This window comes from Arthrobacter sp. 754 (genome assembly GCF_040548695.1).
Taxonomy (GTDB): Bacteria; Actinomycetota; Actinomycetes; order Actinomycetales; family Micrococcaceae; genus Arthrobacter.
On record NZ_JBEPSC010000002.1, the window covers coordinates 745,643 to 761,660 of the forward strand.

The following is a 16,018-nucleotide window of genomic DNA, read 5'->3' on the forward strand; positions in this document are numbered from 1 at the left end:
CCTAAATGTCCCTTGACCGACCCCTAACCATCAGCGGATCCCCGTTCCAGCAGTGGCTGGATGCGGAAGGGAATGAGTTCGCTCATGGCCAGTGCGGTGTCGGTCCTGTCCACACCGTCGCAGGCCAGGATCTTCCCGTTGATCCGAAACAGGTCTTCAGCGTCCAAGGCCACCACCCGCAGCAGGAGGTCGGCCGAACCGGTAAGGCCGTAGCCCTCCAGGATCTCCGGAATGCCGGCGAGGTCGTGGGCCAGCTGTCCCAGCTTCTGCTGCTGGACGTGGACGGAAATGAATGCCATCAGGGGGTACCCGAGTGAGGCCGGGTTGATCCGGCGCTCAAAGGACAGGAAGACGTGTTTCTTCTCCAGCTGCGCCATCCGCGCCTGGACCGTGTTCCGCGAGAGTCCCAGCTTCTGGGCGAGCGCCACGACTGTCCGCCGGGGGTCGCGTGCCAGGGCCGAAAGCAGGCGCGTGTCGGTGCCATCCAAAGGTTGCATGTTGCGCAACGTTAGCACGGTCATGGACGCTCAAACAGGGCATTATGGTCAGGACGCGCGGCGGTGGTTGTACCCATTGAGCATTGTGAGTAGGGTCACAATTATCCGGGGCAACGGCGCCCGGGCGGCTGCGGCTGGCGGAACCACAAGTTCCCAGGCAGCGGTCAAACGACGTGAAAAGGTTGCGTGCGATCGTGTCTACAGACGAAGCGGGCCAGGGCGGAACGGGCACAGGCCGCCCGGTCGAAAATGCAGGAATCCCTGCTGGCAATTCGGAAAACCCTGCCGGACCAGGCAGGAACCTCATCCAGCTGATCACCCCCTCGGGGGAGCGGATCAGCCATCCGGAATTCGACCCCTGGGTGCAGGACATTGCGGATGAGCAGCTGACTTCCCTCTATGAGGACCTGACGGTCATCCGGCGCATTGACGTCGAGGCCACCGCCCTTCAGCGGCAGGGAGAGCTCGGACTCTGGCCGCCGTTGCTGGGCCAGGAAGCGGCGCAGGTCGGTTCCGCCAGGGCACTGAGGGATGACGACTTTGTGTTCTCCAGCTACCGGGAAAACGGAGTGGCCTACTGCCGCGGCGTTGACCTGGCGGACATCCTGAGGGTTTGGCGCGGCACTGCCGCCTCCGGCTGGGATCCTTACACAGTCAACATGGCCACACCGCAGATCATCATCGGAGCGCAGACCCTCCATGCCACCGGCTACGCCATGGGGATCCAGAACGACGGCGCCGACTCGGTGGCGGTGACGTACTTCGGCGACGGCGCAACCAGCGAGGGCGACGTCAACGAGGCCATGGTCTTCGCGGCCAGCTTCCAGGTGCCCGTTGTCTTCTTCTGTTCGAACAACCACTGGGCCATTTCCGAGCCGGTGCGGCTGCAGTCCCACGTCCAGCTCGCGGACCGGGCCACCGGATTCGGCATTCCCAGCCTCCGGGTGGACGGCAACGACGTCCTGGCCGTCATGGCAGCCACCCGTGTGGCCTTGGACCGTGCCAGGCATGGCGGCGGCCCCACGTTCATCGAGGCCGTCACCTACCGCATGGGTCCGCACACCACGGCGGATGACCCCACCCGCTACCGGGACGCCAACGAACTGGAGGACTGGGCCGCCAAGGATCCCATCTCCCGGATCAAGGCGCTCCTGGACCGCAAGGGCCTCCTCACGGACCAGCTGCAGCAGCAGGTCCGGGACAAGGCAGATGCCGTCGCGCGCGAGCTGCGTGCAGGCTGCATCAACATGCCCGACCCCGAACCGCTGGAAGTCTTCAAGCATGTGTACAGCTCGCCCAACTCCTGGCTGGACCGGCAGCAGGACCACTACACCCGTTACCTGGCTTCCTTCGGTGATCCCGCGGAAGCCACTGCAGAAGAAGGTGCACGCTGATGACCCAGATGACCTTTGCCCGTGCCATCAATTCCGGCCTGCGCAAATCCCTGGAAAACGATCCCAAAGTCATCCTTATGGGTGAGGATATCGGCACCCTCGGCGGCGTCTTCCGCGTGACGGACGGGCTCCAGAAGGACTTCGGCACGCACCGCGTGGTGGACAGCCCGCTGGCCGAGTCGGCCATCATCGGCACCGCCGTCGGCCTCGCCTTCCGCGGGTACCGGCCGGTGCTCGAGATCCAGTTCGACGGCTTCATTTATCCCGCGTTCGACCAGATCGTGAGCCAGGTCGCCAAAATGCACTACCGCACCCGGGGCACGGTGAAGCTGCCCATCACCATCCGCGTTCCTTTCGGCGGCGGCATCGGCTCACCGGAACACCACTCCGAGTCGCCTGAGGCGTACTTCACGCACACGTCGGGCCTGCGGGTGGTCACGGTGTCCAATCCGCAGGACGCCCATACCGTGATCCAGCAGGCAATCCTCAGCGACGACCCCGTGCTCTTCTTCGAACCCAAGCGCCGCTACCACGACAAAGGCGAGGTGGACGAGGGCATTGACCCCCGGACCGCGCTGCCCATGGACACCGCCCGCGTGCTGACGGAGGGCGCGGACGTGACGCTCGTGGCCTACGGGCCGCTGGTCAAGACTGCCAGGGACGCCGCCACCGCCGCGGCTGACGAAGGGATCTCAATCGAAGTCATCGACCTGCGCTCGCTTGCCCCCGTGGACTTCGCCACCGTTGAAAAGTCCGTACGCAAGACCGGCCGCCTCGTGGTCACCCATGAGGCTGGCCAGCACGGCGGTGTGGGAGCCGAGCTGGCAGCCAGCATCACCGAACGGTGCTTCCACTACCTTGAAGCGGCGCCGGTGCGGATTACCGGGTTCGACATCCCCTATCCCTCCTCCAAGCTTGAAATGCACCACCTTCCGGGCCTGGACCGGATTCTTGACGGCGTGGACCGCGCACTGGGCCGCCCGAACTCCCTCAGCGGGCTGGAAGGATGAGCGCCACCATGATCAAGGAATTCAGGCTCCCCGACCTCGGTGAAGGACTGACCGAATCCGAAATCCTCAGCTGGAAGGTGGCCGTCGGGGATACCGTCAGCCTCAACCAGGTCATCGCCGAAGTGGAAACAGCCAAGGCAGTGGTAGAGCTGCCGTCGCCTTTCGCCGGGGTGGTCAAGGAACTTCACGAACAGCCGGGGACCGTGGTGGAAGTCGGCAAGCCGATCGTCTCGTTCGAAGTGGCGGACGACGCCGGAGCGTCGCGTTCGGGGACTGAGTCGCCAGGGGGCGCGGTGTCCGGAGCAGCGCCCGGCGGTGCCGCAACGGCGGCGGGTCCCGCAAAGAGGGAACCCAACCTCGTGGGGTATGGCGCCGTCGTCGAAAGTTCAGGCCGTCCCGCGCGGCGGACCCGTAACTTCGCGGCGTCCGTGACCAGCTCCGTGGCCGGTTCCGTGCCTGCGGCCCGAGCGGTGGCCGCGCCGACCGAAGCCCCCGTGGCAGAACCTGAGACAACCGGTACCGAGCGCCCCCGCTCCACCCCGCCCGTCCGGAAACTCGCCAAGGACCTTGGGGTGGAACTGTCGGCTGTCCGTGGCACCGGCACTGACGGGCTGATCACCCGCGAAGACGTCCTGAACTTCGTGGGCGGGGACCTTGCGGCGCCGGTGCGCCATCTTTCTGCCGTATCGGATGACGCGACAGTACCGGATCAGGCGTCCGCTGAGCGTGGTGCATCCCGCGGGGAGCGGGAGGTCCGCAGCCCGGTCAAGGGCGTCCGGAAAGCCATGGCCGCCGCCATGGTGGCCAGTGCTTTCACGGCACCGCACGCCACCGAATTCCTGACGGTGGATGTGACGCCCACCATGGAACTCCTCGCCAAGCTGAAGGCAGGCAAAGCCTTTTCCGGCCACAAGCTCACACCCCTGACGATCGTGGCGAAGGCAGTCCTGATCGCGCTCCGGCGGAATCCGGCGCTGAATTCGAGGTGGGACGAAGCCAACCAGGAGGTGGTTCAGTTCAACTACGTGAACCTCGGCATCGCCGCCGCGACGCCCCGCGGACTCACGGTTCCGAACATCAAGGACGCGGACACCATGTCGCTGCTGGAGCTGTCCGAGGCCCTCACCGGACTGACCGACTCGGCGCGGGCAGGCAAGACGGCTCCGGCCGAACTGTCCGGCGGGACCATCTCCATCACCAATATCGGCGTGTTCGGCATCGATGCCGGCACGCCCATCCTGAATTCGGGCGAGGCGGCCATCCTGGCCATGGGGGCCGTTCGGAAGACGCCCTGGGAATTCCGGAACGAAGTGGCCCTGCGCCAGGTCATGACGCTGAGCCTGTCGTTCGATCATCGGCTGGTTGACGGGGAGCAGGGATCGCGTTTCCTCGCCGACGTCGGCGCCATCCTGGCCGAGCCCGGCATGGTGCTGACCATGATCTAGGCTGCTGTTCGCTGGACCGGCCCCGGCCCGCATGACGATTGCTGCCCAGCTGCGGTCATGCGGGCCGGGCCGCTTCCACGCCGTTTGTCAGTTCAGGTCTCCTGGACGTCCACGGTGAGCGCGGCCATGGCCATGCCTTCCAGCAGGGGGCGGGCTGATTTCGCGGTGACCTTGCGCCCGTGGGTCCGGACGGAGTGCGGCGTGGAGTTGATCAGCCCGAAGGTGGCGTGCGCGCGCATCCTCAGTTCGGCCGCGTCATCCGCGGGGTGCAGCCGGGCAAGGACTTCAACCCAGAGCTCCACGTAATTCCGCTGCAGCGTCCGCACCTCGAACTGGTCCTGCGGGGTGAGGTTGCTGAAGTCCCGGTCCTGTACCCGGATCACGTCAGGCTTCCCCAGGGCAAAATCGACCTGGAAACAGACGAGCCGCCGGAGCGCTGCCAGGGGATCGGAGGTTTCGGCCACTACGCGGCGGCCGCCCTCGAGGAGGTCGCGGCTGACGGTGAGCAGCAGGGCGCCCAGGACCGCCTGCTTTCCGGGGAAGTGCCGGTAGACGGCGGGGCCGCTGACGCCCGCGGCGGCGCCCAGGTCCTCCAGGGATACCCGGTTGAACCCGTTCACCGCGAAGAGCGATGCGGCAGCGACTAGCAGGGCCTGCCGCCGGTTCTCCTTAGCCTGGCTCCGCTGGGTGGCCGGGGCAGGCGGGACTGTCGGCGCCGGCTGTGCAGGCGGGACCGGTCGGCTGGTGGGCACGTTTCCTCCTTGGACCAGCAAATTCTAGCAATGCCTATCTGTGTTGGACATCACAGTTAATAAAGACTAACCTGAATTTCAGTTACAAAGCACTAACCGAGTTGGCTTGGCGCCAGTTCGGGCGCGGCTCAACAGAACAGGACCGGACACCGTCGATGGAGACCCTCACCAGCCGGCTGGACCCTGCGGGTGACGCCTTCGCTGCAAACAGCAAGGCGCAAACCTCGCTGGTCGCCGAGCTCCGGGCAAAGCTGGCTGAAGCTGCACTGGGCGGCCCCGTCGCATCGCGCGAACGCCACGTGGCGCGCGGCAAGCTGCTGCCGCGCGAACGCATTGACCAGTTGCTCGACGACGGCAGCCCTTTCCTGGAAATTGCGCCGCTCGCAGCCAACGGAATGTACAACAACGACTCACCCGGAGCCGGTGTCATAGCCGGCATCGGCCTGGTCCACGGCCGCCAGGTCCTGGTAATTTCCAATGACGCCACCGTCAAAGGCGGCACCTATTACCCAATGACCGTGAAGAAGCATCTGCGCGCCCAGGAAATCGCCCTCGAAAACCGGCTGCCCTGCATCTACCTGGTGGATTCCGGCGGAGCGTTCCTCCCCAAGCAGGACGAGGTCTTCCCGGACAAAGAGCACTTCGGCAGGATCTTCTACAACCAGGCCAGGCTGTCCGCCGCCAAAATCCCCCAGATATCATCCGTGATGGGCTCCTGCACGGCCGGCGGCGCCTACGTCCCTGCCATGAGCGACGAGACGGTGATCGTCCGGAACCAGGGCACCATCTTCCTCGGCGGCCCACCGCTGGTGAAAGCGGCCATCGGCGAGATCGTCACCGCCGAGGAGTTGGGCGGCGGCGACGTGCACTCCAGGATCTCGGGCGTCACGGACCACCTCGCCGAGAACGACGAACACGCCCTGCAAATCATTCGGGACATCGTCGCCACCCTGCCAAAGCCGGCCGCCCCCGCATGGGACGTGGAAACCGCCGTCGAACCTTTGGCGGACCCTGCCGGGCTGTACGGTGCCGTGCCCACGGACGTCAACGCGCCCTACGACGTCCGTGAGGTCATCGCCCGCCTCGTGGACTGCAGTCGGTTCCATGAATTCAAGAAGGAGTACGGCGCCACGCTTGTCACCGGCTTTGCCAGGCTCCACGGCCACCCGGTGGGGATCGTCGCCAACAACGGCGTGCTCTTCAGCGAGTCCTCCCTCAAAGGCGCACACTTCATCGAACTGTGCGACCAGCGCGGCATCCCGCTGGTGTTCCTGCAAAACATTTCCGGGTTCATGGTGGGCAAGGATTCCGAGCAGGGCGGCATCGCCAAGAACGGCGCCAAGATGGTCACTGCTGTGGCCACTGCGCGGGTGCCCAAGCTGACAGTGGTCATCGGCGGGTCTTTCGGTGCAGGCAACTACTCCATGTGCGGCCGGGCCTACTCTCCGCGTTTCCTCTGGATGTGGCCGGCAAGCCGGATCTCCGTCATGGGCGGGAACCAGGCGTCCAGCGTGCTAGCCACCGTCAAGCGCGACCAGTACGAGGCCCGTGGCGAGGAATGGTCCGCTGAGGACGAGGACGCCTTCAAGGCTCCGATCAGGCAGCAGTACGAGGACCAGGGCAGCCCCTACTACTCCACGGCCCGTCTCTGGGACGACGGCGTGATCGACCCCGCGGACACCCGCACCATCCTGGGACTGGCGCTCGACGTCGTCTCCCGCACCCCGCTGCCGGAGACCTCCTTCGGCCTTTTCCGGATGTGAGCCCGCCGTGACTTTCCCCCTTCCCGCCCCTCCTTCACCCGCCTTTACCGCCACGGCCTCGGCCGGCACGGCGGCGAAGCCCCTCTTCGGTACGGTACTTGTGGCCAACCGCGGCGAAATCGCCTGCCGCGTGATCCGCTCCCTGCGCTCACTCGGTATCCGTTCGGTGGCTGTCTACAGCGATGCCGACGCCGGTGCCAGGCATGTGCGCGAGGCGGATGTGGCCGTCCGGATCGGCCCCGCCGCTGCAACCGAAAGCTACCTGAAGATCGCGGCCATCATCCAGGCCTGCCGCGACACCGGAGCCCAGGCCGTCCACCCCGGCTACGGCTTCCTCAGCGAGAACGTCGAGTTCGCCCGTGCATTGGAACAGGCCGGCATCACGTTCATCGGCCCCGGCGTCGAGTCCCTGAACATCATGGGGGACAAGATCAGGTCGAAGAACCACGTGGCAGGGTACGGAGTTCCGGTGGTGCCCGGCGTTGCCGAACCGGGCATGACCGACGCCGAGCTCATGGACGCCGCGGCCGGCGTCGGGTTCCCGCTGCTGATCAAGCCTTCCGCCGGGGGCGGCGGGAAGGGTATGCACATCGTGGAGCGCCCCGAGGAGCTCGAAGCCACATTGGCAACCGCCCGCCGGGTCGCGGCGAGCGCCTTTGGCGATGACACACTGTTCCTGGAGCGGCTGGTGCGTACGCCCCGGCACATCGAGGTGCAGGTCCTGGCGGACAACCACGGCAATGTCATCCACCTGGGGGAGCGCGAGTGCTCGCTGCAGCGCCGCCACCAGAAAGTCATTGAGGAGGCCCCCTCGCCGCTGCTGGATTCATTGAACGACGGCGGAGCAACCCGGGCCCGGATCGGTGAGGCAGCCTGCCAGGCAGCGCGCAGTGTCCACTACAGCGGAGCCGGAACGGTGGAATTCCTCGTCTCAGACGAGGCCCCGGACGAGTTCTTCTTTATGGAGATGAACACCCGCCTCCAGGTGGAGCATCCGGTTACGGAAATGGTCACGGGCGTTGATCTGGTCCAGTGGCAGGTGCGCATCGCCGCCGGCGAGGTGCTCACCATCGCCCAATCCGACGTCGGACTTCAGGGGCACGCTGTGGAAGCACGCGTCTACGCTGAAATCCCGGAACGTAATTTCCTGCCCTCCACCGGCACCGTTCTCCTGCTCGACGAACTTCCCGGCCCCGCCCAGCGCCCCGGTGCCCCGGCCCGGGCGGAAGTGGAGACCGGCACGGGCCGCGTCAGGGTGGACTCGTCCCTGTTCGAGGGCCTGGAGCTTTCCTCCAGCTACGACCCCATGATCTCCAAGGTCATCGCCTGGGGTGCGGACCGCACCGCCGCCCTTGACACGCTTGACCGGGCGCTCGCGGGGTATACCGCCCTGGGCATCGACACCAACGTCGAATACCTGCGCCTGCTGATCAACGATCCCGATGTCCGCGCCGGGCACCTCGATACGGGACTGATCGAACGCAAGCTCCCGGACCTCGCCTTCCGCCGCGTCGCCGATTCCGAACTGGTGGCGGCGGCGCTGTACGCGCTCACGCAGGAGGAACAGGACAACATGCCGGCCCCCGCCGGACCGTGGCAGAACAGGAAAGGCTGGCGGCTCGGCTCCGCGGCACCCCGGCGGATCAGCCTCGGAACCCCCGACGGCGGCGTGGCAACGGTCAGGGTGTCCGGCGGCCGCGTTGTGGACGCACCAGTCCGCGTCACCGTGGACAACGGGCCCGAACGCGAGGCATCACTGGAGTCCAGCTCACGCAGGCACGCCGTGCTGGGTCTCGACGGAAAAGCCGTCACATATTCCTTCGCGCCGGTTTACACCGGCCCCGTCACGCCCACGTGGGATAACCTTGCCCCCGCCTGGCCCACGGAACTGTTCATCGGCAACGATGGCTGGTCCTGCCGGCTGGAAGTGCTGACAAGGGAATCCCGGCTCAGCCGGGTCCTTGCTGCCATCCATCGTGAGGAAGGCGCGGGGGACCCCGAAGTCCGCTCGCCCATGCCGGGCACCGTGGTCTCTGTTGCCGTCAGCGACGGCGACACCGTCGCGGCCGGCCAGCTCCTCCTCTCCGTGGAAGCCATGAAGATGGAACACCAACTGAGCGCCGAGGTGGCCGGCACCGTCCACATCACCGCTCAAGCCGGCGATCTGGTCAAGCTCGACCAGGTCCTGGCCACCATTCACGAAACACGCCAAGAACCGATCCAGGAGCCGTAGCCATGGCAGATTTTGAACTCAGCGAGGAATACCAGGACCTCAGCGATACGGTCCGTGACTTTGCGGACTCGGTGGTCGCCCCGGTCTCGGCCAAGCACGACGAGGAACACAGCTTCCCCTACGAAGTGGTTAAGCAGATGGCGGACATGGGCCTGTTCGGCCTGCCGTTCCCCGAAGAGCACGGGGGTATGGGCGGAGACTACTTCGCCCTGGCTCTCGCCCTCGAGCAGCTGGGCAGGGTGGACCAGTCAGTAGCCATCACCCTGGAGGCGGGAGTCTCGCTGGGAGCCATGCCTATTTACCGTTTTGGCACCGAGGCCCAGAAGGATGAGTGGCTGCCGATGCTGGCGTCGGGCCAGGCGCTCGCCGGCTTCGGGCTCACCGAGCCGGAAGCAGGCTCGGACGCCGGCGGAACCAAAACCCACGCCCGGCGCGAGACCGTCGGAGAAAAGACGGAATGGGTGATCAACGGCAACAAGGAGTTCATCACCAACTCCGGCACCGACATCACCCGCCTCGTCACTGTCACCGCGGTCACGGGCCAGGAGGAACGCCCGGACGGCAGCACCAAGAAGGAGATCTCAACCATCCTGGTGCCCACCGGCACACCGGGTTTCAAGGCCGAGAAGGCCTACAACAAGGTGGGCTGGAACGCCTCGGACACGCACCCGCTGACGCTGAAGGATGTCCGGGTGCCGGAGGAGAACCTGCTCGGCGAGGAGGGCCGAGGGTACGCGAACTTCCTCTCCATCCTGGACGAAGGCCGGATCGCCATCGCCGCACTGGCCACCGGTGCCGCGCAGGGTTGCGTGGACCTCTCGGTGAAATACGCCAAGGAACGCAGCGCCTTCGGCCAGAACATCGGCAAGCACCAGGCCATCGCCTTCAAGATTGCCCGCATGCAGGCCCGGGCTCACACGTCCCGGCTCGCCTACTACGACGCAGCCGCCAGAATGCTGGCCGGCAAGCCGTTCAAGACGCAGGCGGCCATCGCTAAGATGGTCGCAGGCGAGGCGGCCATGGACAACGCGCGGGATGCCACCCAGGTATTCGGCGGCTATGGCTTCATCAACGAATTCACCGTGGCACGCCACTACCGCGACTCCAAGATCCTTGAAGTGGGAGAGGGCACCACGGAGGTCCAGCTGATGCTGATCGCCCGCGAACTCGGACTGTAGAAACCGGACTGTAGGACCTCGCACTGTAGCCGCCCTGAAAGGATCACTGATGATTAACAAGGTTGTTGCCAGCGCCGAGGAAGCAATCGCGGACATCCCCGACGGCGCGTCGCTCGCGGTGGGCGGGTTCGGCCTGTGCGGCATACCTGTCGCTTTGATCGACGCCCTGCACCGGCACGGCACCAAGGACCTGGAGACCGTCAGCAACAACTGCGGGGTGGACGACTGGGGCCTGGGCGTCCTGCTCCGCGATGGCCGGATCCGGCGGACCATCAGCTCCTATGTGGGCGAGAACAAGGAGTTCGCGCGGCAGTACCTGTCGGGCGAGCTCGAAGTGGTGCTGACCCCGCAGGGAACGCTTGCCGAGAAGCTCCGCGCCGGCGGTGCCGGCATCCCGGCCTTCTACACCAAGGCGGGCGTGGGCACCCAGGTCTCCGACGGCGGCCTGCCCCAGAAGTACGACGCCGACGGCGGCATCGCCATCGCCTCAGCACCCAAAGAAGTGCGGCCCTTCAACGGCGTCGACTACGTGCTCGAAGAGTCGCTGACGCCCGACTTCGGCCTGGTCCACGCCTGGAAGGGCGACCGCCACGGCAACCTGGTCTTCCACGCAACGGCAATGAACTTCAATCCGCTGTGCGCCATGGCCGGGCGGATCACCATAGCGGAGGTCGAGGAACTGGTTGAGCCGGGCGAGCTGGAACCGGAGCATGTCCACACGCCGGGCATCTTCGTCCAGCGGGTGGTGGTGGTCCCGGCCGGTGAGAAGCGGATTGAAAAGCGGACGGTGGCGCTCACGCGTGCCTCCGGATCCGAGAAGGCAACAGAACAGGCAGGAGCGTAGCCATGGAGTCCACCAGCCCGCAAGGGGCCCCGCCCCGCCCTGAAGCCGTCCGTCATGAATACCGGCCCCCCGCCGTCGGGCATCCCGCAGGCGTCAACCCGGAGACGAAAGGCTGGACCCGGAACGAACTGGCCGCCCGGGTGGCGCAGGAGCTCAGCAACGGCCAGTACGTCAACCTGGGGATCGGCATGCCCACCCTGATCCCCAACTACATCCCGGAAGGCGTGGAAGTGGTGCTCCACTCGGAGAACGGGATCCTCGGCGTCGGGCCCTATCCGGAAGAGGACCAGGTGGATCCTGACCTCATCAACGCCGGGAAGGAAACCGTCACGGTCAACAAGGGTGCCGCGTTCTTCGATTCCGCTTCGTCCTTTGGCATGATCCGCGGCGGCCATGTGGACGTGGCGGTCCTCGGCGCCATGGAAGTGGCCGCCAACGGGGACCTGGCCAACTGGATGATCCCAGGCAAGATGGTCAAGGGCATGGGCGGCGCCATGGACCTGGTCTTCGGGGCCAAGAAGGTGATCGTGATGATGGAACACGTGGACCGGAACGGCCGGCCCAAGATCGTGGAGCAGTGCTCGCTTCCGCTGACCGGCAAAGCCTGCGTGGACAGGATCATTACGGACCTCGCCGTCATCGACGTCGTGCGCGACGAAGGATCTTCCCGGCTGGTGCTGCGCGAACTGGCCCCCAACGTGTCCGTGGAGGACGTGGCAGCTGCCACCGGCGCCGAGCTCTTCGAGGAAGACCAGGAACTCACCGTATGACGGACACTGAAGGGGCAACGGCAGACTCAACCCCGGCCATTCCCCGGGTCATTGAACAACGCGGCCTGTATTTCGAGGAGCTCGAGGAGGGCGTGCTCTACGCGCACAGACCGGGTCGCACGGTGACCGAGGCGGACAACGTGCTGTTCACCACCCTCACCATGAACACCCAGGCCCTGCATCTCGACGCCGCCTGGAGCGCCGGCCAGCCCTTCGGCCAGAGGCTGGTCAACTCCATGTTCACGCTGTCCACCATGGTGGGGCAGTCCGTCACCCAACTGACCCAGGGCACTATTATCGCCCAGCTGGGCCTCACGGATGTGTCCTTCCCGCACCCCCTGTACCACGGTGACACGCTCTACACGGAGACCGTCATTACGCAGAAGCGCCCTTCAGCGTCCCGTCCGGGCCAGGGGCTTGTGACCATGCAGCACACGGGCCGGAACCAGGACGGCACCGTTGTGGGACTGGCCACCCGCACGTGCCTTATGTGGACCCAACAGGCACGATCCGGGCAGCAATCCGGGAGCCAAAAGGGGACAATGGCTGTATGACTTTCGTGATGGGACCTGCACTGCTGTTCTGCCCTGCCGACCGCCCCGAGCGGTACCAGAAAGCTTCGGAACGGGCGGACGCAGTCATTCTCGACCTCGAGGATGCCGTGGCACCCGCGGACAAACAGCGCGCCCGCGGCGCGATCCTCGCACAGCTCGGGGCAGCGGGCGACGTACCGGAACTCGATCCCAGCCGCACCATCATCAGGATCAATCCCGCGGGCACCGATGAGTTCGAGAAGGACCTGCACTGCCTGGCCCACACACCGTACAAGACGGTCATGCTGGCCAAAGCGGAGAGCGCGGACCAGCTCAAAGCGCTCAGCGGCTTCCACGTCATTGCACTGTGCGAGACCGCCGTCGGAATCCTCAACGCCCCCGCCATCGCCGCCGCCCCCAACGTCGTTGGACTGATGTGGGGCGCCGAGGACCTGGTGGCGTCGCTGGGCGGCACGTCCAGCAGAAAGGACGACGGCGGCTACCGCGCCGTTGCCCTGCACGCCCGGTCAGCCGTCCTGATCGCAGCCCGGGCATTCGGCAAGGCCGCCGTGGACGCGGTGTACGTCAACATCCCGGACCTCGAGGGGCTGGCGGTGGAAGCTGCCGACGCCGTCGCTTCCGGGTTCGGCTCCAAGGCCTGCATCCACCCCACCCAGGCCGCGGTGGTCCGGGGCGCCTATGCTCCTTCGGAGGCCGACGTCGCCGCCGCAACCGAGCTGCTCAAGGCCGCCGCGTCAGCTGGTGCCGGCGTCTTCCAGTTCAACGGCAAGATGATCGACGGGCCCATCCTCAAGCACGCGGAGGCCACCATCCGCAGGGCCGGAATCCACAGCTAGCGTGCAGGCCGGCGGCCCGGCGTCCGGCGGAGGGACAACGGCGGAATCGCCTCATAAAGCGGGGTCCTGACCCATCGCTCGCCCGTCTCCCGGAACTCGGCCCGCGTGGCAAAACGGTAAAGGTAGCTGCGGGCACGCACCCAATGCGGCGGTGCGCCGTCGAACGGGTCATGGCGGAGCAGCCGCAGCATCCGGGGGTCCGCCTCAAGGAGCTTGGCGAGGAAGGCATAAAACCACTCCTCGTGGACCGTCCGGAGCGGCAGGAACCACATGAGCCAGTCCAGCCTCAGGTGGTAGGGCGCCCACTGGCGGGGCAGCCGGCGCACATCCCCGGGCTTTCCCTTGAACCCGTACTCCCTCCAGTCGGCGGTTTCGCCGGGATCCTCGTCCAGTGTCCCCTCCACCACGATTTCCACGCGCTGTTTGGTCACCGTGCCGAAAGCGCCGTACGTGTTGACAAGCTGCCAGCGATTGAAGCTCGCATTCATCAGCTGCTGCTTCGAAAACAGGTTGCGGACCGGCCAGTAGCTCAGCACCACCAGCAGCAGGGTCGCCACCAGGGTGATCGCCAGCCAGTACGGGGGATTCCCACGGCTGCCCTCGAGCGGATGCCAGTCCAGTGGCAGGAAGGGCAGCACCGCATGGGCTGCCTGATCGCTCACCGCGGAGAATGCCAGCACAATGGCTATCCAGTTCAGCCAGGCGAAGTTACCGCTGCCCACGAGCCACAGCTGCGTGAAGATGACGATGCCCGCGGCCGCGCTGGCCACTGGCTGCGGCGCGAAGAGGAAGAACGGCACCACCAGCTGGGCAAAGTGGTTGCCCACCACCTCCAGCCGGTGGAAGGGCTTGGGCAACAGGTGCGCCTGCCGGCTTAAGGGGCCGGGCATCGGCTGGGTCTCGTGATGATAGTAGAGAGCTGTCAGGTCCCGCCATTCCCGGCCGCCGCGGATCTTGATCATCCCGGCGCCGAACTCCAGCCGGAACACCAGCCAGGCCACCAGGATCAGGATGGTCCGGGGCGGCTCAGTCTGGTCCGAGCCCAGGAACGCCACCGTGAAGCCGGCCTCCAGAAGCAGCATCTCCCAGCCGAAACCGTAAAACGTCTGGCCGACATTGACGATCGACATATACAGCAGCCACAAGGACAGGAAGGCGATCAGCGGAACCCACGGCGGCCCCAGCTGGGGGACACCGGCAACCAGGAGGGCGGAGACAGCGAGGCCGGCAAGGCAGACCGCACGCAGCAGACGGTCCGAATAGTGCCAGCGGAAGAGGGTGGGCCGGCGCCGTGCGCTGAAACCCTCAAGGTAGTCCGGAACCGGGAGCAGTCCGCGTTCGCCCAGGAGCGCCGGAAACTGGTTCAGGGTGGACAGGAACGCAACAAAGTACAACGCCGCCACGCCTCGCTGCAGCACGTTCCGGGCGAATCCGTACTCCGGAGCATCGAACCAGGAAACCCAGTCCACGCACTCCACGTTACGCCCACGTCTGCCTTGGCTCCAGATCCGCTGCTGGACCGGACAATGACTCCTGTGCGGGATACTTAAGCCATGCAGCCACGCAGAATCGTCCTTCTCGGATCCACGGGTTCCATAGGTACCCAGGCGATTGACGTCGTCGACGGCGCCCCGCACCTTTTCGAGGTAGTGGCACTCAGCGCCGGCGGGGGAAACCTCGGACTCCTGGCCCGGCAGGCGGTCCATACCGGGGTCAGCGTAGTGGGAATCGCTGCCGGCGATCCCCGGCAGCTCGAAGCCCTGATCGGTGAGGCGGCGAGGAGCGCAGGGCGGACAGGGTACAAGCCAGAGATCATTTGCGGCCCGGACGCTGCCGCCCGGATCGCAGCGGTGGACGCCGATGTCGTCCTGAACGGCATCACCGGCTCCATCGGCCTGGCACCCACGCTGGCCGCGCTGAAGTCAGGGGCAACGCTGGCCCTGGCCAACAAGGAATCGCTGATCGTGGGCGGCGAGCTGGTCAAGGCCGCCGCCCGCCCGGGCCAGATCGTTCCGGTTGACTCCGAGCATTCGGCCATCGCGCAGTGCCTGCGGTCCGGTTCCGCCGCCGAGGTGGAAAAACTGATCCTGACCGCCTCAGGCGGTCCCTTCCGCGGCCGGACCCGCGAACAGCTCCACGATGTGTCCCCGGAAGAAGCTCTGGCGCACCCCACCTGGGACATGGGCCTGATGGTCACCACGAATTCGGCCACGCTGGTTAACAAGGGCCTTGAGCTCATTGAAGCCCACCTGCTGTTCGACGTGCCCCTGGACCGGATAGAGGTTGTGGTCCACCCGCAGTCAGTGGTGCACTCGATGGTCCAGTTCATTGACGGGTCAGTCATTGCCCAGGCGTCGCCGCCGGATATGCGCCTGCCCATTGCCTTAGGGCTGGGCTGGCCCGACCGGGTTCCCAAGGCCGCCGCAGCCTGTGACTGGACCAAGGCCACCAGCTGGACCTTCGAACCCCTGGACTCGGCAGCCTTCCCGGCAGTGGCGCTGGCCAAGGACGCGGCCAAGCAGGGAAGCACCTTTCCTGCCGTCTTCAACGCGGCGAACGAGGAAGCGGTTACGGCCTTCCACGCAGGGCGCATCCGGTTCACCGAAATCGTGGACACCATCGATGCTGTCCTCAGCGAACATTCAGGTTCTTCCAGGCTGACGTTGGAATCGGTACTGGATGCTGAAAAATGGGCACGCGAGCGCGCCCACGAACGTTTAGCAGTCAGCAGTCTCTAGGAAG

General features: G+C 66.0%; 14 protein-coding genes. 11 read left to right on the forward strand and 3 right to left on the reverse strand.

Annotated features, from left to right (window positions below; translation table 11 throughout):
• Positions 1-23 precede the first annotated feature (23 nt).
• Positions 24-497: an Lrp/AsnC family transcriptional regulator gene (locus ABIA70_RS08835; protein WP_354147210.1), complete on the reverse strand. Its 474-nt coding sequence runs from the start codon at positions 495-497 to the stop codon at positions 24-26.
• A 194-nt stretch (positions 498-691) separates the two neighbouring features.
• Here ABIA70_RS08835 and pdhA point away from each other — a divergent pair, with 194 nt between their 5' ends.
• From pdhA to ABIA70_RS08850, 3 genes are read left to right on the forward strand one after another with little or no spacing between them, the layout of a single operon-like run.
• Entirely contained in the window at positions 692-1,891 is a 1,200-nt protein-coding gene (pdhA, locus tag ABIA70_RS08840) for a pyruvate dehydrogenase (acetyl-transferring) E1 component subunit alpha (RefSeq protein ID WP_502917185.1), read from the forward strand.
• Positions 1,891-2,901, forward strand: a complete 1,011-nt coding sequence (locus tag ABIA70_RS08845; RefSeq protein ID WP_354147211.1) for an alpha-ketoacid dehydrogenase subunit beta — start codon at positions 1,891-1,893, stop codon at positions 2,899-2,901. The genes pdhA and ABIA70_RS08845 overlap by 1 nt, the downstream gene beginning before the upstream one ends.
• Positions 2,898-4,346, forward strand: coding sequence for a dihydrolipoamide acetyltransferase family protein (locus tag ABIA70_RS08850; RefSeq protein ID WP_354147212.1), 1,449 nt, complete (start codon positions 2,898-2,900; stop codon positions 4,344-4,346). Before ABIA70_RS08845 ends, ABIA70_RS08850 begins: the two co-directional genes overlap by 4 nt.
• Positions 4,347-4,438: 92 nt before the next feature.
• Here the strand turns inward: ABIA70_RS08850 and ABIA70_RS08855 are convergent, their stop codons facing one another.
• Positions 4,439-5,098, reverse strand: a complete 660-nt coding sequence (locus tag ABIA70_RS08855; protein WP_354147213.1) for an SACE_7040 family transcriptional regulator — start codon at positions 5,096-5,098, stop codon at positions 4,439-4,441.
• Positions 5,099-5,253: 155 nt separating this feature from the next.
• Here ABIA70_RS08855 and ABIA70_RS08860 point away from each other — a divergent pair, with 155 nt between their 5' ends.
• Genes ABIA70_RS08860 through ABIA70_RS08890 form a run of 7 tightly spaced genes read left to right on the forward strand, consistent with a single transcriptional unit; the run spans position 5,254 to position 13,276 of the window.
• Positions 5,254-6,861: a carboxyl transferase domain-containing protein gene (locus ABIA70_RS08860; RefSeq protein ID WP_354147214.1), complete on the forward strand. Its 1,608-nt coding sequence runs from the start codon at positions 5,254-5,256 to the stop codon at positions 6,859-6,861.
• Positions 6,862-6,868: 7 nt separating this feature from the next.
• Positions 6,869-9,094, forward strand: a complete 2,226-nt coding sequence (locus ABIA70_RS08865; RefSeq protein WP_502917186.1) for an acetyl/propionyl/methylcrotonyl-CoA carboxylase subunit alpha — start codon at positions 6,869-6,871, stop codon at positions 9,092-9,094.
• Between the two features lie 2 nt (positions 9,095-9,096).
• Positions 9,097-10,272: an acyl-CoA dehydrogenase family protein gene (locus ABIA70_RS08870; RefSeq protein WP_354147215.1), complete on the forward strand. Its 1,176-nt coding sequence runs from the start codon at positions 9,097-9,099 to the stop codon at positions 10,270-10,272.
• A 49-nt stretch (positions 10,273-10,321) separates the two neighbouring features.
• On the forward strand, positions 10,322-11,116 hold the full coding sequence (locus ABIA70_RS08875; RefSeq protein WP_354147216.1) for a CoA transferase subunit A: 795 nt from the start codon (positions 10,322-10,324) through the stop codon (positions 11,114-11,116).
• A gap of 2 nt (positions 11,117-11,118) precedes the next feature.
• The gene (locus tag ABIA70_RS08880) at positions 11,119-11,886 is read left to right on the forward strand and encodes a CoA transferase subunit B (protein ID WP_354147217.1); all 768 of its coding nucleotides are present in this window, start codon (positions 11,119-11,121) and stop codon (positions 11,884-11,886) included.
• Complete coding sequence (locus tag ABIA70_RS08885; RefSeq protein ID WP_354147218.1) at positions 11,883-12,440, forward strand: MaoC family dehydratase; 558 nt, start codon at positions 11,883-11,885, stop codon at positions 12,438-12,440. The genes ABIA70_RS08880 and ABIA70_RS08885 overlap by 4 nt, the downstream gene beginning before the upstream one ends.
• Positions 12,437-13,276, forward strand: a complete 840-nt coding sequence (locus ABIA70_RS08890) for an HpcH/HpaI aldolase/citrate lyase family protein (RefSeq protein WP_354147219.1) — start codon at positions 12,437-12,439, stop codon at positions 13,274-13,276. The genes ABIA70_RS08885 and ABIA70_RS08890 overlap by 4 nt, the downstream gene beginning before the upstream one ends.
• Here ABIA70_RS08890 and ABIA70_RS08895 read toward each other — a convergent pair.
• Positions 13,273-14,745: a lipase maturation factor family protein gene (locus tag ABIA70_RS08895; RefSeq protein WP_354147220.1), complete on the reverse strand. Its 1,473-nt coding sequence runs from the start codon at positions 14,743-14,745 to the stop codon at positions 13,273-13,275. The genes ABIA70_RS08890 and ABIA70_RS08895 overlap by 4 nt on opposite strands.
• 84 nt (positions 14,746-14,829) lie before the next feature.
• Here ABIA70_RS08895 and dxr point away from each other — a divergent pair, with 84 nt between their 5' ends.
• Positions 14,830-16,014, forward strand: a complete 1,185-nt coding sequence (dxr, locus tag ABIA70_RS08900; RefSeq protein WP_354147221.1) for a 1-deoxy-D-xylulose-5-phosphate reductoisomerase — start codon at positions 14,830-14,832, stop codon at positions 16,012-16,014.
• Positions 16,015-16,018: the final 4 nt, after the last annotated feature.